Source organism: Nocardioides sp. (assembly GCF_014360585.1).
Lineage (GTDB): Bacteria > Actinomycetota > Actinomycetes > Propionibacteriales > Nocardioidaceae > Nocardioides.
The window spans coordinates 1-20193 of sequence record NZ_JACIXG010000044.1; the positions used below are offsets into that span (position 1 = coordinate 1).

Annotated in this window: 22 protein-coding genes and 1 tRNA gene; 20 read left to right on the forward strand and 3 right to left on the reverse strand. The window is 68.8% G+C overall.

Going from position 1 to position 20193, the window contains the following annotated elements; all coding sequences use genetic code 11:
• Positions 1–137 precede the first annotated feature (137 nt).
• From H5T77_RS15290 to H5T77_RS15305, 4 genes are read left to right on the forward strand one after another with little or no spacing between them, the layout of a single operon-like run.
• Entirely contained in the window at positions 138–287 is a 150-nt protein-coding gene (locus H5T77_RS15290; protein WP_292650635.1) for a DUF4287 domain-containing protein, read from the forward strand.
• A complete protein-coding gene (locus tag H5T77_RS15295; protein WP_292650637.1) occupies positions 266–358 on the forward strand; it encodes a DUF4287 domain-containing protein in 93 nt (30 codons plus the stop codon). The genes H5T77_RS15290 and H5T77_RS15295 overlap by 22 nt, the downstream gene beginning before the upstream one ends.
• 49 nt (positions 359–407) lie before the next feature.
• Positions 408–1250: a class I SAM-dependent methyltransferase gene (locus tag H5T77_RS15300; RefSeq protein WP_292650638.1), complete on the forward strand. Its 843-nt coding sequence runs from the start codon at positions 408–410 to the stop codon at positions 1248–1250.
• The gene (locus H5T77_RS15305) at positions 1247–1732 is read left to right on the forward strand and encodes a hypothetical protein (protein WP_292650639.1); all 486 of its coding nucleotides are present in this window, start codon (positions 1247–1249) and stop codon (positions 1730–1732) included. Before H5T77_RS15300 ends, H5T77_RS15305 begins: the two co-directional genes overlap by 4 nt.
• 33 nt (positions 1733–1765) lie before the next feature.
• On the opposite strand, the gene H5T77_RS15310 is transcribed toward H5T77_RS15305, so the two are convergent.
• Positions 1766–1838: transfer RNA gene (locus H5T77_RS15310), tRNA-Arg, on the reverse strand.
• A gap of 86 nt (positions 1839–1924) precedes the next feature.
• On the opposite strand from H5T77_RS15310, the gene argS reads away from it, so the two are divergent.
• Both argS and lysA read left to right on the forward strand, forming a co-directional pair.
• Positions 1925–3589: an arginine--tRNA ligase gene (argS, locus tag H5T77_RS15315; protein WP_292650640.1), complete on the forward strand. Its 1665-nt coding sequence runs from the start codon at positions 1925–1927 to the stop codon at positions 3587–3589.
• A 148-nt stretch (positions 3590–3737) separates the two neighbouring features.
• Positions 3738–5126 carry a diaminopimelate decarboxylase gene (gene lysA, locus H5T77_RS15320; protein WP_292650642.1) on the forward strand — a complete coding sequence of 463 codons (1389 nt, stop codon included), beginning with the start codon at positions 3738–3740 and terminating at the stop codon, positions 5124–5126.
• Between the two features lie 114 nt (positions 5127–5240).
• On the opposite strand, the gene H5T77_RS15325 is transcribed toward lysA, so the two are convergent.
• A complete protein-coding gene (locus H5T77_RS15325) occupies positions 5241–5816 on the reverse strand; it encodes an ASCH domain-containing protein (protein WP_292650643.1) in 576 nt (191 codons plus the stop codon).
• A gap of 80 nt (positions 5817–5896) precedes the next feature.
• Between H5T77_RS15325 and H5T77_RS15330 the strand changes: the two genes are divergently transcribed.
• The 8 genes from H5T77_RS15330 to prfA all read left to right on the forward strand — a co-directional run bounded on the left by H5T77_RS15330 (position 5897) and on the right by prfA (position 14674).
• Positions 5897–6556: a hypothetical protein gene (locus tag H5T77_RS15330; protein WP_292650645.1), complete on the forward strand. Its 660-nt coding sequence runs from the start codon at positions 5897–5899 to the stop codon at positions 6554–6556.
• A 54-nt stretch (positions 6557–6610) separates the two neighbouring features.
• Complete coding sequence (locus tag H5T77_RS15335; protein WP_292650647.1) at positions 6611–7564, forward strand: alcohol dehydrogenase catalytic domain-containing protein; 954 nt, start codon at positions 6611–6613, stop codon at positions 7562–7564.
• A 112-nt stretch (positions 7565–7676) separates the two neighbouring features.
• On the forward strand, positions 7677–8990 hold the full coding sequence (locus H5T77_RS15340) for a homoserine dehydrogenase (RefSeq protein ID WP_292650649.1): 1314 nt from the start codon (positions 7677–7679) through the stop codon (positions 8988–8990).
• Entirely contained in the window at positions 8990–10057 is a 1068-nt protein-coding gene (gene thrC, locus H5T77_RS15345; protein ID WP_292650652.1) for a threonine synthase, read from the forward strand. The genes H5T77_RS15340 and thrC overlap by 1 nt, the downstream gene beginning before the upstream one ends.
• An 8-nt stretch (positions 10058–10065) precedes the next feature.
• On the forward strand, positions 10066–11007 hold the full coding sequence (gene thrB, locus H5T77_RS15350; RefSeq protein ID WP_292650654.1) for a homoserine kinase: 942 nt from the start codon (positions 10066–10068) through the stop codon (positions 11005–11007).
• A gap of 196 nt (positions 11008–11203) precedes the next feature.
• On the forward strand, positions 11204–13039 hold the full coding sequence (gene rho, locus H5T77_RS15355) for a transcription termination factor Rho (RefSeq protein ID WP_292650655.1): 1836 nt from the start codon (positions 11204–11206) through the stop codon (positions 13037–13039).
• 220 nt (positions 13040–13259) lie between these two features.
• Positions 13260–13472, forward strand: a complete 213-nt coding sequence (gene rpmE / locus H5T77_RS15360; protein ID WP_292650656.1) for a 50S ribosomal protein L31 — start codon at positions 13260–13262, stop codon at positions 13470–13472.
• Positions 13473–13597: 125 nt separating this feature from the next.
• Positions 13598–14674, forward strand: coding sequence for a peptide chain release factor 1 (gene prfA, locus H5T77_RS15365; RefSeq protein ID WP_292650658.1), 1077 nt, complete (start codon positions 13598–13600; stop codon positions 14672–14674).
• Positions 14675–14744: 70 nt separating this feature from the next.
• On the opposite strand, the gene H5T77_RS15370 is transcribed toward prfA, so the two are convergent.
• Positions 14745–15308, reverse strand: a complete 564-nt coding sequence (locus H5T77_RS15370; protein WP_292650660.1) for a sunset domain-containing protein — start codon at positions 15306–15308, stop codon at positions 14745–14747.
• Positions 15309–15483: 175 nt separating this feature from the next.
• Between H5T77_RS15370 and prmC the strand changes: the two genes are divergently transcribed.
• From prmC to H5T77_RS15400, 6 genes are all read left to right on the forward strand, one after another.
• Complete coding sequence (prmC, locus tag H5T77_RS15375; RefSeq protein ID WP_292650662.1) at positions 15484–16341, forward strand: peptide chain release factor N(5)-glutamine methyltransferase; 858 nt, start codon at positions 15484–15486, stop codon at positions 16339–16341.
• Entirely contained in the window at positions 16338–17069 is a 732-nt protein-coding gene (locus H5T77_RS15380) for an L-threonylcarbamoyladenylate synthase (RefSeq protein ID WP_366816630.1), read from the forward strand. The genes prmC and H5T77_RS15380 overlap by 4 nt, the downstream gene beginning before the upstream one ends.
• Complete coding sequence (locus tag H5T77_RS15385; protein ID WP_292650663.1) at positions 17069–18244, forward strand: glycosyltransferase family 4 protein; 1176 nt, start codon at positions 17069–17071, stop codon at positions 18242–18244. Before H5T77_RS15380 ends, H5T77_RS15385 begins: the two co-directional genes overlap by 1 nt.
• Positions 18245–18335: 91 nt before the next feature.
• Positions 18336–19403 carry a hypothetical protein gene (locus H5T77_RS15390; protein ID WP_292650664.1) on the forward strand — a complete coding sequence of 356 codons (1068 nt, stop codon included), beginning with the start codon at positions 18336–18338 and terminating at the stop codon, positions 19401–19403.
• Positions 19403–19663: a hypothetical protein gene (locus tag H5T77_RS15395; RefSeq protein WP_292650666.1), complete on the forward strand. Its 261-nt coding sequence runs from the start codon at positions 19403–19405 to the stop codon at positions 19661–19663. The genes H5T77_RS15390 and H5T77_RS15395 overlap by 1 nt, the downstream gene beginning before the upstream one ends.
• A 103-nt stretch (positions 19664–19766) precedes the next feature.
• Positions 19767–20183 carry a hypothetical protein gene (locus H5T77_RS15400; RefSeq protein WP_292650668.1) on the forward strand — a complete coding sequence of 139 codons (417 nt, stop codon included), beginning with the start codon at positions 19767–19769 and terminating at the stop codon, positions 20181–20183.
• Positions 20184–20193: the final 10 nt, after the last annotated feature.

A 20193-nucleotide genomic window follows, 5' to 3' on the forward strand; every position in this document is an offset into this window, starting at 1 on the left:
CTTGCCATGGGGCTGGGGGATAGCTGGTCACGTACGTCTCCCGAATTCTGTTGTCGATCCGTGTCGAGATGGTGATGCTTCCCTCGACGCGTTTGGTGAGTGGCGATGGTCGCCACGCTTGCACAAGGAGACCAGAGATGACCGATCAGGTGAAGGGCCCCGCCTCCTACTTCCCGTCCATCGAGAAGAAGTACGGCCGCCCGATCGCCGAGTGGAAGCCCCGGAGAAGTGGCTCAGCATCCGCGACCACGGGAGCAGCAAGCACATGGAGCTCGTGGCCCACCTGAAGGGCGAGTACGCCCTCGGCCACGGTCACGCCAACGCCCTCGTCGCGCACACGCTCGCCGAGGGTCTGTGATCCGGTCCGTCGGCAGGCGGCGAAGGCCGCCTGCTGGTTGACTTCGCCCATGCGTGAGGGACCGTTGGAGATCACCGACCTGCTCTGGTCAGGCTCGGGCGAGCCGGTGGTGCGGGAGGACGCGGTCGCGCTGCTGCGGTCTCGTGGGCAGCCGCAGGCGGCTCGGATCGTCTCACTGCTGCCTGCTCGGGACGGTGTCCTCGACGCAGAGGCGACGGACGCGCTCGGGCTGCGGATCCATCGCGAGCTGCAGCGGCTGGGGGAGGAGCTGCAGCTGGGCCGGCGGGTGGCGTCGGTGGTGCGTACGTTGCTCCCTGCCGGTAGCGAACCGGTGCGGGTGGTCGACGTCGGCTGTGGGCTCGGGCACGTGCTGCGCGCGATCGCGGTGCGTGGGGACCTCCCTGAGCATGTCGAGCTGGTCGGTGTCGACCTCAACCCGGTGCTCGCCGATGAGGCGGCACGGCTGAGTGCGGTAGAGGGGCTGAGGTGTCGGTTCGTCGCGGGCGACGCCTTCGAGCCGGGTCTCGTGGTCGAAGACGGCACGCGGACCGTGGTCGTGTCCAGCGGGCTGATGCACCATCTCGCGCCGGAGGACCTGGACGGGTTCTTCGCTGCGCAGGCGCGGCTGGAGGTCGCGGCGTTCGCGCACTGGGACATCGCACCTTGCCTGTGGTCGACGATGGGTGCCTGGCTCTTCCATCAGGCGCGGATGCGTGAGGCGGTCTCACGCCATGACGGTGTGATGTCGGCACGCCGGGCCCATCCGGCCGAGACGCTGCTGGCGGCCGCAGGCCGTGGTGCGCCCGACTACGCCGCCGAGGTGCGCGAAGGGTCGCGCTGGCGTCCGAAGGCGCTCGACGTACTCCGTCCGCTCGTGGGAGTGCGCCGATGAGCCTGATCGTCCTCGTGCTGCTCGGCCTCCTCGACGCCGCCTTCAGCGGGTTCCGTTCCGCGCAGGGCCGCAGCGGGCTGATCGACCACGCTCACGGGGACCGCGCGGGCATGCTCCGTGGGGTCCGCCTGTTCCCGTGGCTGTCCTTGCCGGCCCTCGCCTTCCTCGCGATCGACCTGTTCCTCGGGCAGGACCTCCAGGCGTACGGATCGTCCGCTGACCTGTTCCTGCTGATCATCGCGCCATTCGCTGTCATCGTGCTGGTCGCGCTGGCGGCGTACGGCATCCTGCGCTGGGAGCTGAGATACCTCGCCTCCGCGATCATCCTCGGACCGTGCACGTTCCTGCGTCCGTACGTCGTCGCGGCAGCCGCCGTCGTCGTGATCGTCCGCGCCGGCGAGGTGAGTGTGGCCGTCGCTGCAACCCTCGCCGTGATCGCGGTGCTCGCCGTCGAGCCGATCCTCGACAAGCGCGGGAAATGAGAGAGACCGCTGGTCACCCAGCGGTCTCGTCTGTGCCCCCGGCAGGAATCGAACCTGCGGCCTACGGTACCGGAAACCGGCGCTCTATCCCCTGAGCTACGGAGGCAGTGCACCGCCTGAGCGATGCAGATGGAACCCTACAGGCTGGGACGGATAACGGTGAAACCGACTGGCGCTTATACGCTGGACCTCGTGACTCCTGAGCAGCTTTCCACCGCGGTCGTCGATGTCCTCACCGCGCTCGTCGATGAGGGTGCGATCACCCTTCCTGACGGCGTTCCGAGCACTGTCACGGTGGAGCGACCCCGGCAGAAGGGGCACGGCGACTACGCCACCAACGTGGCGCTGCAGCTGGCCAAGAAGGCCGGCATGAACCCGCGCGCGATGGGGGAACAGGTCGCCGAGAAGCTGAAGGCCACCGACGGGATCGCCGACGTCGAGATCGCCGGGCCGGGCTTCCTGAACATCTCCGTGGAGGCCGGTGCCCAGGGCAAGGTGGCGGGCGAGATCGTCGCTGCCGGCGCCGCCTACGGCAACAACGAGGCCTTCGCGGGACACAACATCAACCTCGAGTTCGTCTCCGCCAACCCGACCGGCCCGCTGCACCTCGGTGGTGTCCGCTGGGCCGCGGTCGGCGACGCGCTGGGCCGCGTGCTCGAGGCGAGCGGTGCCGAGGTCACCCGGGAGTACTACTTCAACGACCACGGCGGCCAGATCGACCGCTTCGCACGCTCGCTCCTGGCCTGGGCCCAAGGCAAGCCGGTCCCGGAGGACGGCTACGGCGGGGCGTACATCGAGGAGATCGCCAAGCAGGTCATCGCCAAGGAGCCGGGCGCGGTCGAGAGCGATGACCCGCAGGAGGTCTTCCGTGCGATCGGCGTGGACCTGATGTTCACCGAGATCAAGCAGAGCCTGCACGACTTCAACGTCGACTTCGACGTCTACTTCCACGAGGACAACCTGCACAAGTCCGGTGCCGTGGACCGCGCCATCGCGAAGCTCAAGGAGCTCGGCAACGTCTACGAGAAGGACGGCGCGATCTGGCTCGCGACCGAGAAGTTCGGTGACGACAAGGACCGCGTCGTGATCAAGGCCGACGGCAACGGCGCCTACTTCTCCGGAGACCTCGCCTACTACCTCGACAAGCGCGAGCGCGGCTTCGACCGGTGCTTCATCATGCTCGGCGCCGACCACCACGGCTACGTCGGCCGGATGATGGCGATGTGCGCCGCCTTCGGCGACACCCCCCACGAGAACCTCGAGATCCTGATCGGCCAGATGGTCAACCTCCTCAAGGACGGCCAGCCGATGCGGATGTCGAAGCGCGCCGGCACCGTGGTCACCATCGACGACATCGTCGAGGCGATCGGCGTGGATGCGGCCCGCTACGCGCTGGCCCGTTACTCCAGCGACTCCAACATCGACATCGACCTGGACCTGTGGGCGAAGGCCGACAGCGCCAACCCGGTCTACTACGTGCAGTACGTCCACGCGCGCACCTGCCGGATGATGGCCAACGCCGCCGACCTCGGTATGCAGATCGACCTCGACACCTTCGACCCCTCGCTGCTCACCCACGAGCGGGAGGGCGAGCTGCTGCGCGCGCTCGCCGAGCTGCCGCGCGTGGTCGCCACCGCCGCCGAGCTGCGTGAGCCCCACCGGGTCGCCCGCTACCTGGAGGACACCGCCGGGATCTTCCACCGCTGGTACGACGATGACGAATGCCGGATGCTGCCCAAGGGCGACGAGCCGGTCGCCCCCGTCAACCTGGCTCGGCTGGCGCTCGTCTCCGCTGCCCGCACCGTCTTCGCCAACGGCCTAGGGCTGCTCGGCGTCTCCGCCCCGGAGCGGATGTGACAATCGTCGAGTCGGCTCATCCTGACGAGTTCTTGCGCCGAGTCGGCTCGTCATAACGCGCCGACTCGGCAGGGATCTGTGTCAGGACGCGCCGACTCGGCGGATCGATTCGTGAACTTGCGCCGACTCGGCGTGGAGAGGAGCGGGGATGAGCTCGCATGTATCGCCCGGTGGATTCACCGGTACGTCGCCGGTGTGGCTGCGGGAGCCTGAAGACGTCAACGCGTTGGTGCCTGCGCTGTGGTCATCGACTGCGTCCAAGGACGCGACCGGTGCCCTCGCCGTCGGCGGCGTAGCCATCCCCGACCTCGTCGCGAACGTCAACACCCCTGCGTACGTCCTGGACGAGGCCGACTTCCGCGAGCGTGCCCGCGCGTTCCGTGACGCCTTCTCCGGCTACGACGTCTACTACGCCGGCAAGGCGTTCCTCTGCACCGAGGTGGCGCGCTGGGTGGCGCAGGAGGGGCTCTGCCTCGACGTGTGCTCCGACGGTGAGCTCTCGGTCGCGCTGCGTGCCGAGGTGGACCCGGCGAAGATCGGCTACCACGGCAACAACAAGGCGCCGATGGAGCTGCGCCGGGCGATCGTCGCCGGCGTCGGGCGGATCATCGTCGACTCCTTCGCCGAGGTCGAGCGGGTCGCCGCGATCGCCGCCGAGACCGGCGTCACCGCCCGCGTGATGGTGCGAGTGACCGCCGGGGTCGAGGCCCACACCCACGAATACATCGCCACCGCCCACGAGGACCAGAAGTTCGGCTTCTCGATCTCCTCCGGCGATGCCTTCGAGGCCGTACGCCGCCTCCTGGACGCCCCGAACGTCGAGCTGCGTGGGCTGCACTCCCACATCGGCTCCCAGATCTTCGACTCCTCCGGCTTCGAGGTCGCTGCCCGGCGCGTGCTGGCGCTGCAGGCGCGGATCCGCGACGAGCTCGGCACCGAGTTGCCCGAGATGGACCTCGGTGGTGGCTTCGGCATCGCCTACACCACCCAGGACGACCCCTCGACGCCCAAGGCGCTCGCCGAGGAGCTGACCGCGATCGTCGAGCACGAGTGCCGTGGCTTCGGTCTGGCGGTGCCCCACCTCTCGATCGAGCCGGGCCGGGCCATCGTCGGGCCCTCGATGTGCACCGTCTACACGGTCGGCACGGTCAAGGAGGTCGCCCTCGACGGCGGCGTGACCCGGACCTATGTCAGCGTCGACGGCGGGATGAGCGACAACATCCGCACGGCCCTCTACGACGCCGACTACTCCGCCACCCTCGCCGGCCGGACCTCGGCCGCCGGGCCCGTCCTGGGTCGCGTCGTCGGCAAGCACTGCGAGGCCGGCGACATCGTGGTCAAGCACGAGTTCCTTCCCGGCGACATCGCTCCCGGCGACCTGATCGCCGTGCCGGGCACGGGTGCCTACGGGCGCTCGATGGCCTCCAACTACAACCACGCGCTGCGGCCCCCGGTCGTCGCGGTCCGCGACGGGGAGTCCCGCGTCATCGTCCGGCGCGAGACCGAGGCCGACCTGTTCGCCACCGACCTGGGCTAGGCCCAGCCGAGACGTCGATCACGTCGGCCGAGACGTCAGTTGCGTCGGCCGAATGGTCGCGTCGATGCCCATTCGGCCGACCGGAGTGACGCTTCGGCCGCCGGGGGTGACGGCTCAGCCCGATCGAAGCGCCCGGAGCACCGCCCGCCCGCGCGGCGAGAGGCGATAGCCAACCGGGAGGGACTCGGTGAGACCGAGCTCCTTGAGGCGGCGGATGTCGGCCTTGAACGGCTTCTTCTCACGCCCGATCGAGGCCGCGATGGTCTCGGCGAGCTCGCCGGGGCGGGCCTCGATGAGCTCGAGGTGCTCCCGCGTCCACGGACCCCGGCGACTGCGCCGGTCCATGTCGGCCAGCTTCGAGACCAGTGCGGCGGTCTCCTTCTTGCCCGGGCGCTTGGCGCGTAGCGCGATCCGCTCGTCGTCGCCGGCGTAACGCACCTCGATCCGGTAGACCTCCCCGTCCTTGCGGGCGAGGAACGTCAGCAGGTCGGGGAGCGTCGTACCTGCCCGGCGGGCGTCCTCGTCGGTGAGCGCATCACAGGTCGTCGGGGACACGGCGACGAACTCGACCACACCGATCCCCGTGCGCTGGCGCCCGCCGGCGACATGCATCGGACGCTTCCAGCGGCGGAAGGCCAGGTCGATCTCACCGGCGCGGATGCGTTCGAGGTCGGCGTTGGGGAACAGCACCCACCCATCAAACCTCGTAATCAAGAAATTCGGTTTCGCCTTCCCGAAATCCGGTGGTGCGGGCGCTTACGATGGAGCGCATGCCGAGGGGCGCCTACTCAGATGGAGCCGCGGCGCCGTCGCAGGCGCCGCGGACCTCTGTCGCCCGCATGACGAAGGAGCGGCGCGACAGCGTGACCCGCGCCGCGCAGACGTTCGGCTGGTCGGTGGTGACGGGCAAGGCCGCGGCGCAGCGGCCGGTTCGGTGGGAGGTGCTGGGCACCGACGTACGCGCCGAGCGCTGCGACCTCGTCGTCGACGGCTCCTGCGACGGGATCCTGGTCGAGTACTGGCACGGCAAGGCGTCCCCGGGGAAAGGCTCCTGGCGTCCGGCGCGCTGGGTGGTGGTGCGGGTCCCCGCCCACCTGCCCAAGACGGCCGCGATGATCGGGCTCTCGCCGGGCTCCGGCAACACCGGCACGGGCCGGGTGCCGACGCCGGTCTTCTTCCCGCCGGAGTTCCGTGCCAAGACCAGCGTGACCACTCCCGACGGGGCCGTGATCGCGGCGGACGAGGAGCACGCCCGGTCGCTGTCCCGGTTCGCCAGCCATGTCGTCGACGAGCGTCTGTGGGTGGTGGCCCGCAACGACGCCATCACGGTCACCACCGACGTGGAGCCGGACGCGGAGGAGCTGCTCCGGCGCGTACGCCTCGCGCGTGATGTCGCCGCTGTTCTCCGGCCGATCCCGGAGCTCGCCTGAGGTCTTCCCGAAAAACCTTGACCTCAAGTCAGCTTGAGCATGTTGACTCGCCGTATGAGAGCGATCAGACAGCACGAGTTCGGCGGCCCGGAGGTCCTGCGCATCGAGAAGGTGCCGGATCCGACACCAGGGCCGGGCCAGGTACGCATCAAGGTGGAGGCCGCCGGTGTCCACCGTCTCGACACCTCGATCAGAGCGGGCAACCTGCCGCCGACGATGCCGCGCCCGGAGCTTCCGATGACTCCTGGTCGTGAGGTTGCCGGGGTGGTCGACGAGATCGGCGATGGCGTCGACGAGGTCTGGCGGGGCGCGAAGGTCGTCGCCCATCTCGGTGTGGGGAGCAGCGGCGGCTATGCCGAGCTCGCCGTCGCCGACGAGAAGCAGCTCTACCTCCGCCCCGACGGCCTGGAGCCGGCCGACGCCGTGGCCGCGATCGGCACCGGACGCACCTCGGCCGCTGTGCTCGAGGACGCCCAGATCACGCCCGACGACGTCGTCGTGGTCACCTCGGCAGCCGGTGGCATGGGTGCGATCCTGCTCCAGGGCATCCGCAACGCGGGCGCTCGTGCGGTCGGGCTCGCGGGCTCGGACGCCAAGCTCGAGATCGCCCGCGGGTTCGGTGCGCAGACGGTCGTCGACTACCGCAAAGACGGTTGGCTGGAGCGGCTTCGCGCCGAGGAGCCGCGGATCACGGTCCTCCTCGATGGGCTCGGGGGTGACGTACCCAGGCAGGTCTATGCCCACCTGCAGGCCGAGGGCCGGATGGTCCGGTTCTCCGCCGACCAGGACGGCTACGAGGGCGGCGCGACGATCATCGACATCCTCGGACCCCGGGTCCTGGGCCGGATCAAGGAGTTCGAACGGGCCTCGCTCGAGGCCGCCGCGGACGGCACGCGGAGGCCTTATGTCGGATCGACGTTCCCTCTCGCCGAGGCCTCGGCGGCCCACGCCGCTCTCGAGAACCGCGAGACGACGGGAAAGGTCGTCCTGGTGACTCGGCCCAGCTAGTTGTGAAGCTGAGAGTGGCCTATAGGCCACTCTCAGCTTCACAACCCTCCGGACGTGTCCGCGCCTAGAGCGGAAGTCGGACCCGGGAGCCTGTCCCGGATACCCTTGGCGCGTGAGCAGCAACAAGACGACCACGCACGCCGTCGAGCCCCTGGGCGTCGCCGTCCTCGGCTGCGGTGTGGTGGGGTCCCAGGTGGTCCGGCTCCTGCTCGAGGGCGATGCGGATCTCGCCGCCAGAGTGGGTGCCCCCCTGGAGATCAGAGGCGTGGCCGTACGCCGCCTCGACGCACCCCGCGACGTCGAGGTGCCTGCGGAGCTGCTCACCACCGACGCGCACGGCCTGGTCGCCCGCGACGACGTCGACCTCGTGGTCGAGGTGATCGGCGGCATCGAGCCGGCGCGCGGCCTCATCCTCGAGGCCCTGGAGAGCGGCGCCAGCGTCGTCACCGCCAACAAGGCGCTCCTCGCCGAGGACGGCCCGACGCTCTACGAGGCCGCCGAGAAGGCCGGCACCGACCTCTACTACGAGGCCGCGGTCGCCGGTGCGATCCCGATCCTCCGTCCCCTGCGTGACTCGCTCGTCGGCGACCACGTCACCAAGGTGATGGGCATCGTCAACGGCACCACCAACTACATCCTCGACAAGATGGACACCTACGGCGCCGGCTTCGAGGAGGCTCTCGTCGAAGCCCAGGAGCTTGGCTACGCCGAGGCCGACCCGACCGCCGACGTCGAGGGGTTCGACGCCGCCGCCAAGGCCGCCATCCTGGCCTCGCTCGCGTTCCACACCCGGGTGACCGCCAGCGACGTCTACCGCGAGGGCATCACCGAGGTGACCGCCGGTGACGTCGCCTCCGCCAAGGCCATGGGGAGCGTCGTCAAGCTGCTCGCGATCGCCGAGCTCGATGACGACGACGTCTCGGTCCGCGTCCACCCGGTGATGATCCCGCGCAGCCACGCGCTGGCGACCGTACGCGGCGCCTACAACGCCGTCTTCGTCGAGTCAGCCTCGGCCGGTGACCTGATGTTCTACGGCCAGGGCGCGGGCGGGGAACCCACCGCGAGCGCCGTCCTCGGTGACCTGGTCACGATCGCGCGCAACAAGGTCCTCGGCACCCGCAGCTTCGGCGAGTCCTCCTACGCCGCCCGCGCGGTGCGCCCGATGGGGGAGACCGTCACCCGCTACCACGTCAGCCTCGACGTCGCCGACAAGGCCGGCGTGCTCGCCGCCGTCGCGACCGCCTTCTCCGAGCACGGCGTCTCGATCAAGGCCGTCCGCCAAGAAGGACGTGGCGAGGACGCCCAGCTCGTCGTCGTCTCCCACGAAGCCCCCGACGCCGCGCTCGCGGCGACCGTGCAGCACCTGCGCGAGATGGAGTACGTCCGCGACGTCGCCTCGGTGATGCGCGTAGAAGGAGCAGTTTGATGACAACCAGCCAATGGCGCGGCGTGATCGAGGAGTATCGCACCCTCCTCGACATCCCCCAGGACACCCCGGCGGTCACGCTGGGCGAGGGCGGCACCCCGCTGGTCCACTCCGAGTGGCTCTCCAGCGCCACCAAGGGTGAGGTGTGGCTGAAGGTCGAGGGCCAGAATCCGACCGGCTCGTTCAAGGACCGCGGCATGACCGCGGCCATCTCCGTCGCCGTCCACGAGGGCGCGAAGGCCGTCGTGTGCGCCTCGACCGGCAACACCAGTGCCTCGATGGCCGCCTATGCCGCCAAGGCCGGGATCACCCCGGTCGTACTCGTCCCAAACGGCAAGATCAGCGCCGCCAAGATGGCCCAGGCGCTGGTCCACGGCGCCGAGGTGGTGAAGGTACGCGGCAACTTCGACGACTGCCTCAAGCTCTCCCGCGCGCTCGCCGACAACTACCCGGTCGCGCTGGTCAACTCCGTCAACCCGATCCGGCTCGAGGGCCAGAAGACGGCTGCCTTCGAGGTGGTCGACCGCCTCGGCGACGCTCCCGACTACCACCTGATGCCGATCGGCAACGCCGGCAACCTGTCCGCCTACTGGCTCGGCTACGAGCAGTACGCAGCGGCCGGCCACGCCACCAAGACCCCGGTCATGCGCGCCTTCCAGGCCGAGGGTGCGGCGCCGCTCGTGCTCGGCCACCCGGTCGAGCATCCCGAGACCAAGGCGACCGCGATCCGTATCGGCAACCCGGCCTCGTGGCAGCTCGCCGAGGCCGCGGCCGCCAAGTCCGGTGGCCGGTTCCGCGCGCTCACCGACGAGCAGATCCTCTCCGCCCAGTCCCAGCTCGCCCGCAACGACGGCGTCTTCGTCGAGCCCGCCTCGGCGGCGGGTGTCGCGGGCCTGCTCGCCGACCTCCAGGCGGGGGAGCCCTACGCCGGAGCGACCACCGTCATCACCGTCACCGGTCACGGCCTCAAGGACACCGCCACCGCGCTGGAGTTCTTCGGTGAGCTGACCGAGATCGTCATCGACGCCGACCTCGAGGCCGCGGCGGCCGCAGCCGGGCTCGCGTAGTAGCAACGATGACCTTCGTAGAAGGCCCGGTGACCGTCACCGTCCCGGCCACCTCCGCCAACCTCGGCCCCGGCTACGACTCGCTCGGGCTGGCGCTCGACCTGCGTGACGAGCTCACCGGCGAGGTGTTCTCGACAGACCGGGCCGCCGGGAGCCTGGAGGTCACCGTCGAGGGTGCGGGCGAGGGCACGGTCCCGCTCGATGAGTCCCACCTCGTCGTACGCTCCATGCGAGCCGCCTTCGAGATCATCGGCAAGCAGCCGGCCGGGCTGAGGCTGCACTGCCGCAACCAGATCCCGCATGCCCGCGGGATGGGGTCGTCCTCGGCGGCGATCGTCGGCGGCCTGGTGCTGGCTCGGGCCCTGGTCGCCGGGGGAGAGCTGATCCTCGACGACGAGACGCTCTTCCAGACGGCTGCCGAGATCGAGGGCCACCCCGACAACGTCGCGCCTGCCTTCTACGGCGGCTTCACGATCGCGGGTGAGGACGAGGCCCCGCCGACAGGCTCAAAGGGGCACAGTTTTGCGGTGCGCACCGCAGTGGACCCGAGGGTCAGCGTCGTCGTCTTCGTCCCCGCGACCGGTGTCGAGACCAAGACCGCCCGTGGGCTGCTGCCCGAGACGGTCCCGCACTCGGACGCGGCGGCCGACGCGGGTCGTACGGCCCTTCTGGTCGCGGCCCTGAGCGACGCGCCGGAGCACCTGCACCGTGCCACCCGAGACTTCCTCCATCAGGAATACCGCCGACCCGCGATGCCGGAGTCGCTCGCCCTGGTCGACGAGCTGCGCGCCGACGGCGTCGCGGCCATCGTCTCCGGTGCCGGACCGACGGTCCTGGCCTTCAGCAGCGGCGTGGAGTCGGCGGAGACGACCAAGCTCACCGCCCGCTGTCCGGCGGGTTGGAGCTGCCATGCGCTGAGCGTCGACATGGACGGCGTACGCATCCTCTGAACTGCCGTCCGGGCCCCTGCTGTCATGGGTGCTGTGCGTGTTAGCCTGGATCCACATCTGGCCGTTCAGGCATTCAGGATGTGATCCCCCTTTCGTGCCGTGCCACTTCGTTTGGCGCGCGTCGGCCCGTCAGGGGTTCTGACAAACGAGCCGTCGGTGTCGTACGCCGATCGGCGATACGTGGGAAAGGACTCACGTGACTGAGACCATGGAATCCACCGCTCCGGAGCCGAACGCCCCGAAGAAGCGTGGTGGCCTTGGCGGAATGCTCCTCGCCGATCTCAAGGCGATGGCCAACGGGATGGGCATCGCCGGGGCGAACTCGATGAAGAAGGCCCAGCTGATCGACGCGATCAAGGCCGCCCAGGGCAACCGTGCGCAGTCGGCGCCGGCGCAGAAGGCCGAGAAGCCTGCCGTCGAGAAGCCTGCAGTCGAGAAGCCCGCCGTCGAGAAGCCCGCGACCGAGAAGGCCCAGAAGCCTGTCGAGAAGCCGGTCGTCGAGAAGCCTGCCGCTGAGAAGCCGGCGGCGAAGACCGCTGAGAAGCAGCCTGCAGAGAAACCGGCCGAGAAGGCCGAGAAGCCCGCGGAGAAGTCCGCCGAGGCTGCCGACGCCGGCAACGAGGGCGGCCAGCGCCCACGCCGCCAGCGCAACCAGAGCCAGAACAAGACCGGGGGCCAGGGCGGTCAGGGCGGCCAGCCCGCCGGCGGTCAGGGCAAGGGACCGGCCAAGTCCGGCCAGCCTGCCGCCGAGCGGAAGAACGAGGAAGCCCAGAAGGAGAAGCCGGCCGAGCAGGCCGACGACTCCGGCGATGACGACGGCGAGGGCGGCAGCCGCCGCAACCGCCGCCGCCGTGGTCGTGACCGCGACCGCAACCGCCCCGGCCGTGGCGAGCCGGACACGACCGTCCTCGAGGACGACGTGCTGGTGCCCGCCGCAGGCATCCTGGACGTACTCGACAACTACGCCTTCGTCCGCACCTCCGGATACCTCCCCGGACCCGACGACGTCTACCTCTCCCTGTCGCTGGTCAAGCGTCTCGGCCTGCGCCGTGGTGACGCGATCGTCGGTCAGGTGCGCCAGCCCCGCGAGGGCGAGCGCAAGGAGAAGTACAACCCGATGGTGCGCATCGACTCGGTCAACGGTGCCGACCCCGAGGTCGCCAAGCACCGCGTCGAGTTCGACAAGCTCGCTCCGGTCCACCCCGACCAGCGGCTGCGCCTCGAGGGCGGCACCGACCCGGTCACCGGCCGGATCATCGACCTGGTCTCCCCGATCGGCAAGGGCCAGCGCGGTCTGATCTCCGCTCCGTCGAAGGCCGGCAAGACCACCGTCCTGCAGGCGATCGCCGGCGCGATCACCGCCAACAACCCCGAGTGCCACCTGATGGTCGTGCTCGTCGACGAGCGCCCCGAAGAGGTCACCGACTTCGAGCGGAGCGTCAAGGGCGAGGTCATCGCCTCCACCTTCGACCGGCAGCCGGCCGACCACACCGTGGTGGCCGAGCTGGCCATCGAGCGGGCCAAGCGCCTGGTCGAGCTCGGCCACGACGTGGTCGTCCTGCTCGACGGGCTGACCCGCCTGGGCAAGGCGTACAACCTCTCGGTCCCGGCGTCGGGCCGGATCCTCGGTGGCGGCGTCGACTCCGCGGCGCTCTACCCGACCAAGCGGTTCTTCGGTGCGGCCCGCAACGTCGAGGACGGCGGCTCGCTGACCATCCTCGCCACGGCCGCGGTCGAGACCGGTTCGAAGACCGACGAGATCATCTTCGAGGCGTTCAAGGACACCGCCAACTCCGAGCTGCGACTGAGCGAGGCGTACGCGGAGGCCGGGATCTTCCCCGCCGTCGACGTCAACGCCTCCGGCACCCGTCGCGACGACCTGCTCTTCACCGGCGGCGAGGGCGACGCGGTGCGCAAGCTGCGCGCCTCCCTGGCCACGCTCGAGGGCGCTAAGGCCGCATCGGTTCTGGTCGACAAGGTCGCCGGGTCGGCCACCAACATGGTGCTGCTCAACGGCGTCGCCAAGAGCTGAGGCGTGGATCTCGACCCGCCTGTCACCCCGGCGAGCAAGCTCGCCGGGGTGAGGCTCGCTCGATCCCGCCTTCGTGCGGAGCCGCTCGTGCCTCGCGGTTCCGCAGGCGGTGGGAATTATTGGCGGCCCCAGACGTTCACATACACTGAATCCTCGGTGCCGGTTCACGTCCCGCAACCTGCGGCGGCGACCCGGGGCCCAATGTCTTGAGAGGAACCTCATGAAGCCCGAGATCCACCCGACTTACGTCGACACCCAGGTCACCTGCACCTGTGGCAACTCGTTCACCACCCGCAGCACCGTGAACGAGGGCGCTATCCGCGCCGACGTGTGCTCCAACTGCCACCCGTTCTACACCGGCAAGCAGAAGATCCTCGACACCGGCGGTCGCGTGGCTCGCTTCGAGGCTCGCTTCGGCAAGCGCAGCAAGTAGCTGCTTCCCAGCGCCGGCCCCTGCATCCGCGGGGGCCGGCGTTGGCGTATTTCAGCGACCACACGGTTTGAACACCCACTCCCGGGCGGAGATGTCCCGCCGGAGCGAAGCGGAGGCGCAAGACAATGCAGTTTGATGCGGTCGAAGGGCTCATCGAAGAGCACGTAGGGCTGGAGAAGCGGCTCGCCGAGCCCGAGACCCACGCCGACGCGCGCCTGGCGAAGAAGCTCAACCAGAGGTACGCCGAGCTGAGCTCGATCATCGACGCCTACCACTCCTGGCAGCAGCTCGGTGACGACCTCGAGGCCGCCCGTGAGCTGGCGGGGGAGGACGCCTCGTTCGCCGAGGAGGCCGAGGCGCTGGTGCCCCAGCGGGAGGTCGCCGAGGAGCGGCTGCGTCGGCTGCTCGTGCCCCGCGACCCGACCGACGACAAGGACGCCATCCTCGAGGTGAAGTCGGGGGAGGGCGGCGAGGAGTCGGCGCTGTTCGCCGGCGACCTGCTGCGGATGTACTCCCGCTATGCCGAGCACCAGGGCTGGAAGCTCGAATTCCTCGATGCCAACGAGTCCGACCTCGGCGGCTACAAGTCGGTCACCGTCGCGGTGAAGGCGAAGGGCAGCACCGAGCCCGGCCGCGCCCCTTACGCGCTGCTCAAGTTCGAGGGTGGCGTGCACCGTGTCCAGCGGGTCCCGGTCACCGAGTCGCAGGGCCGGGTGCACACCTCGGCCGCCGGTGTCCTCGTGGTTCCCGAGGCCGAGCCCATCGATGTCGAGATCAACGACAACGACCTCCGCATCGACGTCTACCGCTCCTCGGGCCCAGGCGGCCAGTCGGTCAACACCACCGACTCCGCGGTCCGGATCACCCACGTCCCCACCGGCATCGTCGTCTCGATGCAGAACGAGAAGTCGCAGCTGCAGAACAAGGAGCAGGCGATGCGCGTGCTGCGCTCGCGCCTGCTCCAGGCCGCCCAGGACGCCGCCGACGCGGAAGCCTCCGACGTCCGCCGTTCCCAGGTGCGCACCGTCGACCGCTCCGAGCGCATCCGCACCTACAACTACCCCGAGAACCGCATCTCCGACCACCGCACCGGCTACAAGTCCTACAACCTGGACCAGGTCCTGGACGGCGACCTGGAGCCGGTGATCGCCAGCGCGGTGGACGCCGATCTGGCTGCCCGTCTGGCCAGCCTGGAGTCCTGACTCCCTGCGGGAAAAGTCGAAGGTCGCAGCCGTTGCTGGCTGCGACCTTCGAGCTCTTGGGCCGAGACGATCAGGCGTCGACCTTCTTCTTGAAGCCTGCGATGAAGCCGGCGGCCTCGGCCGACTCCTCGGTGTCGAAGTAGACGGCCGCCTTCGTACGGCTGTAGTAGGGGCTCGCCGTCGTGTGGTACTTCTTCCCGCTGCTGCCCTTGATGTCGTACGCGGCATCCGAGCTGGTTCCGTCCGCAGCAGGCAGCACCGCGCCGGCGTAGGGAGCGCCGTCGGTCGCGGCGGGCTTCTCGGCGACCGGGACGACCTCCGGCTCGATGTCGACGGGAGCAGCCGCCGCCTCCTCGGCCACGGGCTCCTCGGTGTCGGCGGCGGCAGCGACGACGCTCTCGGCCTCCGCAACGACCGCAGCGGTGTCGGCCTCGGTGTCCGCGGCGGACTCGGTGGTCTCGTCGGCGGTCTTGCTGTCAGCGACCTCGGCGGCCGGAGTCTCAGCAGCGGGAGCATCCGCGGCCTTCTCGGCTGGATCTGCGGTCTTGGCGTCCTTGCGGATCGGTCGTCCGAAGAAGAACCAGATCAGGGAGGCGAGGACGAGGATGAGTGCAAGCAGCAATGGCCACTTCATGGGGTGGTGTTTCCTTCCAGGGGGGATCTCGGGTGCGGTGGTGGGGCAGCACAGTGCCCGACGAGGGTGCGGCCATTCCCGCGTCCCCCGTCATGACCCGAAGAACTGTTGAAGCGCCCGAACGTTACCCTCAGCCGGGTAGAGCATGACTAACACATTTCAGGAGCAGTTGCCCATGACCGCCCCGCGCACCCTTCTGGCAAGTGCCCGAAAGCAGCTCGAAGAGGCCGGCGTCGACAGCCCGGATGCCGATGCGGCCATCCTGCTGGCCCACGTCCTCGACACCGACCGCAACCGTCTCTTCCTCGTCGACGACGTCGCGGAGCATCAGGAGAAGGCCTACGCGAGCCTGCTCGCCCGCCGTGCGGAACGCGAGCCGCTGCAGCACCTGACCGGGGTGGCGTACTTCAGACACGTCGAGCTCGCCGTCGGGCCCGGCGTCTTCGTGCCCCGGCCGGAGACGGAGCTGCTCGCCGGCTGGGCGATCGACCGAGCCACGGCCATCGACAGGCCTGTCGTCGTCGACCTCTGCACCGGGTCGGGAGCGATCGCGAAGAGCATCGCCGACGAGGTCCCGGGTGCCGAGGTGCACGCGGTCGAGCTCTCCGAGGATGCCTACCCCTGGGCCGTACGCAACCTGACCGGCACCGGCGTGGACCTGCGGCAGGGCGACATGGCCGACGCGTTCAGCGAGCTGGACGGCACCGTCGACGTGCTCGTCTGCAACCCGCCGTACATCCCTCTCGAGGCCTGGGAGTCCGTCGCCACGGAGGCGCGCGACCACGACCCCGACCTCGCCCTCTTCTCCGGGCAGGACGGCCTCGACGCGATCCGCGTGCTGGAACGACGGGCCGCCGAGCTGCTCAAGCCCGGGGGCGTGGTCGGGTTCGAGCACGCCGACGAGCAGGGTCCGGAGGGCGCCGACGGCGGCGCCCCGGCCGTCTTCAGCAGCACGGGAAGATGGCACGACGTGCGCGATCATCGCGATCTGGCAGGGCGTCCGCGCTTCACGACCGCGCAACTGGCAACATGAGCACTGTGACTGAGCGCTACCCGATCGCGACCGAGGACGAGCAGACCGAGGCGATCGATGCTGCTGTGACCGCCCTTCAGGCAGGCGAGCTCGTGATCGTGCCGACCGACACGGTCTACGGCATCGCCGCCGACGCGTTCGACAAGGGCGCGGTGGCTGGCCTGCTCGCCGCCAAGGGCCGAGGCCGCGCGATGCCGCCGCCCGTGCTGATCTCCAACGTAGCGACCCTCGACGCCCTCGCGACGAGGATCCCCGACTGGGCGCGCAGCCTCGCCGAGGAGCTGTGGCCCGGGGCGCTGACGATCGTGCTCCACCAGCAGCCGTCGCTGCAGTGGGACCTGGGCGAGGCCCGCCAGACCGTGGCGGTACGCATCCCCGACTCCGACATCCTGCGGCAGATCATCGACCGGGTCGGGCCGCTGGCGACCAGCTCGGCCAACCGCACCACGAAGCCGGCAGCCACCAACGCCGACCAGGCCGAGGAGATGCTGGGCAAGATGGTCAAGGCCATCCTCGACGGCGGCGAGTCGCCTGTCGGGGAGGCGTCCACGATCGTCTCCGCCACCGGTGACGAGCCTAAGATCCTCCGCGAGGGCGCGATCAGCATCGACCGGATCAACGAGATCCTCGCCGAGCACGATGTCGCCATCCGTCGGCCGGGCGACCCGGATCCCGCTGCGGAGACCGAGACCGACACCCCCGCCACGGACGCCGACACAGAGGCCTGATGCGCGCCTACGTCCTCCTCTTCCTGGTCGCCGCCGTGGTGACCTACCTGCTCACCGTTGTCGCCCGCGAGATCGCGATGCGCACGGGGGCCGTCGCGAAGGTCCGCGACCGCGACGTACACGCCGTTCCGATCCCCTACATGGGCGGCGTCGCGATGCTGGGCGGCCTGGTGGCGGCCTACCTGGTCGCCCGCGAGCTGCCGTTCCTGGCCGATGCAGCGGACTTCGTGCTCGAGGACACCGGCGTGGTGATCCTCGCCGGCGCGCTGATCTGCGTGGTCGGTGTCGTCGATGACATCTTCGAGCTCGACGCCCTCACCAAGCTGGGCGGGCAGGTGCTGGCCACCGCGATCCTGGTGGGCTTCAACCTGCAGTACAACCTGATCACGTTCCCCGACGGCACCCAGTTCTCGATCGACCCCGCCCAGGGTGCTCTGCTCACCGGGCTCGTGGTGATCACCGTTGTCAACGCGGTCAACTTCATCGACGGTCTCGATGGTCTGGCCGCGGGAGTCGTCGGTATCGGCGCGCTGGCGCTGTTCCTGTTCTGCTACCAGTTCACCCGGATCAACGACATCGGCCGCGCCTCGACTGCGGCGCTGCTGACCGTCGCGCTCGCCGGAGCCTGCGCCGGCTTCCTCATCCACAACTGGCATCCCGCCCGGCTGTTCATGGGCGACAGCGGCTCGATGCTGATCGGTCTGATCCTCGCCGCCAGCGCGGTCACCCTCTCGGGCTCCTACAGCGCTGGCGGTCTGAACGTGAACGCCTTCGACGCCTCCACCGCGCTCCTGGTGACCTTCCTGCCATTGCTGCTCCCACTGACGATCCTGGTGGTGCCACTCGTCGACCTGGTGCTGGCCGTCGTACGCCGCACCCGCGCCGGACGCTCCCCCTTCGCCGCGGACAAGAAGCACCTCCACCACCGCCTCCTGGAGATCGGCCACTCCCAGCGTCGTGCCGTGCTGATCATGTGGCTCTGGGCTGGCCTGATGTCATTCGGATCGGTCTTCGTGACCCTCTACCGCGGCCCGGTCGTCATCGGCGGCGTCATCGTCGCCACCGCCCTCATCGTGCTGCTCACCTTCGTCCTCCCCAAGATCCGCGGCGAGCGCACCGACAAGCTCCTCGAGGTCCCCGAGGAGCTCACCCCGTTGGAGAACCAACCCCGCTGACTCGCGCGGACTCATTGCCCTTGTCACGGTCGAGAGGTCGATGCAGACTGGGTCGCGCTCGGTCAGTCAATTGACCGATATCTCGGACTGAGTGGGGTTTCAGGTGGACGGCTTTGTTGTGCAGCCGGCGGCCATTCGGGCGGCCGCCTGGGATTTCGAGAGCTTGTCGGACAAGGCGGACTACATTCGCAACGCCGCGTCCAGCTGGATGCATGTGCCTCACGATTCCACTGTGCTGAGTGAGATTGCCTCTGAAGTCGAAGGGATTCGTGAAGCGCTCCTCGACTCGTACGGGGCAACAGGCGAATACCGCCGAATGATGGAGGGAGTCGTCGACACGCTGCGTGCGATCGCCCGAGACTACGAGAACACCGACATCGATGTCGCCCGCCGGGCTGATGGCCTGATGAAGGAGATCGCCCGGCCCGGGACCGGCTCATTCGCCAGCCCCGGGATCGACGAAGATGAGTACGCCTCGAAGTTCAAGGAGGGGCCGACGGGAAGCTTGGACCAGTACGACCAGTTCGTCAGCATCAGCAAGAGCATCAACTACATGCTTGAGTTCAAATGGGTTGGCAGCGCCTTGGAGAAGCTGGGTATCCAGGATCCCATCAAGAAGCTGAAGTTCGAGCTGAGCGGCGACTGGACCAAGGTGGGCGATGCGTTGGGCGCGCTGGAGATGGCGACCCAGACGATGACCGACATTGTTTGGGATATCGACGGAATCATCGAGGGCCTCGATGGCAAGTGGGAGGGCAACGCTTCTAACGCCGCGCGCGAGTACTTCAAGAAGGTACGAGGCGTCGTGTACGAGAGCGGCGTCGGGTTCAGTGCGTATCAGGAGCGACTGATAGCGGAGTCACTGGCTTACAAGGCTGCCGTCGAGGCGATGAACGATGCGTTTGAGCTGCTGGTGGACACCATCCCCCAGCCGACGAGCCTGGCGAATGTGCTGACGACAGCACTGAACACGGTGACGCCGGCGGCGCTGTCCAAACTGCTCACGAACGTCATGGTGTACAAGGCCGCGTTCGACTTCGCATTCGCTGCAGCGCAGCAGCTTGTTGCCGGATTCGCGCAGCTTGCGCGCTTCAATCAAGACATCCGGTTTCCCGAGGTGCCGAGCTGGACCGCGCCAGACGTGAACGGGGCAGCGTGATGGGACGGGAACTGTTCGACGAGACTGCCAGAGCACTCCTCGAGCGCACCCGGGACGCCCATCTCGTGGGTCAGATCCAGAAGTACCTGGCAGGCCGCTTGAGTCGGTTCGACCTGATGCGGGACGCTGGCTTCAGCGAGGCCATGCAGCAGTGGTACGACGAGGTGGCGGACAAGCACCGTCAGCGCGGGATCGACCTGGCCGAGGTCGGAGCTCAAGTCTGGAAGCAGTGGGAGGACGAGTCGATCAGTCGATCTTGATCGATCAATTAGGGCACCCAAACCCGCTTGTGATAGTTTTCACGAGCGTTGAGGATACGCTCCTGAACGCGTGAAATGCCCCCAGAGAGAACGGCCGCCGACGATGACGACCGCAACCAGCAAGACCATGGTGCTGCGAGGTTCTGCCGCAGTCTCTGGTGCCGCTGCGCTCGCGGCACTCGTGGTGGCTTTCTTCGTTGCCGGGACCTCCGGTCTGGCCGGCGCCGCGATCGGCGCGGTCGCTGCTCTGGTCATCCTCGGCTCCGGCACCTGGGCGATGTTCTGGATCGCCGGCAAGTCGCCGGCAATGTCACTTCCGGGATCGTTCGCTGTGTTCACCCTTCAGGGGCTGTTGTTGTTCGCCTTCCTGCTGGTGCTCTCGACCCAGACTGAGAGTGTTGTCGTTCGCTCGGCTGCGCTCCTGGTCGTCGTGGTCACCATCGCTTGGACGACGTCCTTCGCCTTCTTGGTGCGACGGGAGCGGATCCCGCTCTTCGACCTGCCGGGGGCAGACTCATGACTCGCCAGTA

Bases quoted from the DNA above. Each gene is read 5' to 3' on its own strand.
- H5T77_RS15395 (WP_292650666.1), top strand. From the start codon at position 19,403: ATGGGACGGGAACTGTTCGACGAGACTGCCAGAGCACTCCTCGAGCGC.
- H5T77_RS15370 (WP_292650660.1), bottom strand. From the start codon at position 15,308: ATGAAGTGGCCATTGCTGCTTGCACTCATCCTCGTCCTCGCCTCCCTG.
- rpmE (WP_292650656.1), top strand. From the start codon at position 13,260: ATGAAGCCCGAGATCCACCCGACTTACGTCGACACCCAGGTCACCTGC.
- thrC (WP_292650652.1), top strand. From the start codon at position 8,990: ATGACAACCAGCCAATGGCGCGGCGTGATCGAGGAGTATCGCACCCTC.
- H5T77_RS15290 (WP_292650635.1), top strand. From the start codon at position 138: ATGACCGATCAGGTGAAGGGCCCCGCCTCCTACTTCCCGTCCATCGAG.
- H5T77_RS15305 (WP_292650639.1), top strand. From the start codon at position 1,247: ATGAGCCTGATCGTCCTCGTGCTGCTCGGCCTCCTCGACGCCGCCTTC.
- H5T77_RS15335 (WP_292650647.1), top strand. From the start codon at position 6,611: ATGAGAGCGATCAGACAGCACGAGTTCGGCGGCCCGGAGGTCCTGCGC.
- H5T77_RS15380 (WP_366816630.1), top strand. From the start codon at position 16,338: ATGAGCACTGTGACTGAGCGCTACCCGATCGCGACCGAGGACGAGCAG.
- prmC (WP_292650662.1), top strand. From the start codon at position 15,484: ATGACCGCCCCGCGCACCCTTCTGGCAAGTGCCCGAAAGCAGCTCGAA.
- H5T77_RS15400 (WP_292650668.1), top strand. From the start codon at position 19,767: ATGACGACCGCAACCAGCAAGACCATGGTGCTGCGAGGTTCTGCCGCA.
- thrB (WP_292650654.1), top strand. From the start codon at position 10,066: ATGACCTTCGTAGAAGGCCCGGTGACCGTCACCGTCCCGGCCACCTCC.
- H5T77_RS15295 (WP_292650637.1), top strand. From the start codon at position 266: ATGGAGCTCGTGGCCCACCTGAAGGGCGAGTACGCCCTCGGCCACGGT.
- H5T77_RS15385 (WP_292650663.1), top strand. From the start codon at position 17,069: ATGCGCGCCTACGTCCTCCTCTTCCTGGTCGCCGCCGTGGTGACCTAC.
- H5T77_RS15300 (WP_292650638.1), top strand. From the start codon at position 408: ATGCGTGAGGGACCGTTGGAGATCACCGACCTGCTCTGGTCAGGCTCG.
- lysA (WP_292650642.1), top strand. From the start codon at position 3,738: ATGAGCTCGCATGTATCGCCCGGTGGATTCACCGGTACGTCGCCGGTG.
- prfA (WP_292650658.1), top strand. From the start codon at position 13,598: ATGCAGTTTGATGCGGTCGAAGGGCTCATCGAAGAGCACGTAGGGCTG.
- H5T77_RS15330 (WP_292650645.1), top strand. From the start codon at position 5,897: ATGCCGAGGGGCGCCTACTCAGATGGAGCCGCGGCGCCGTCGCAGGCG.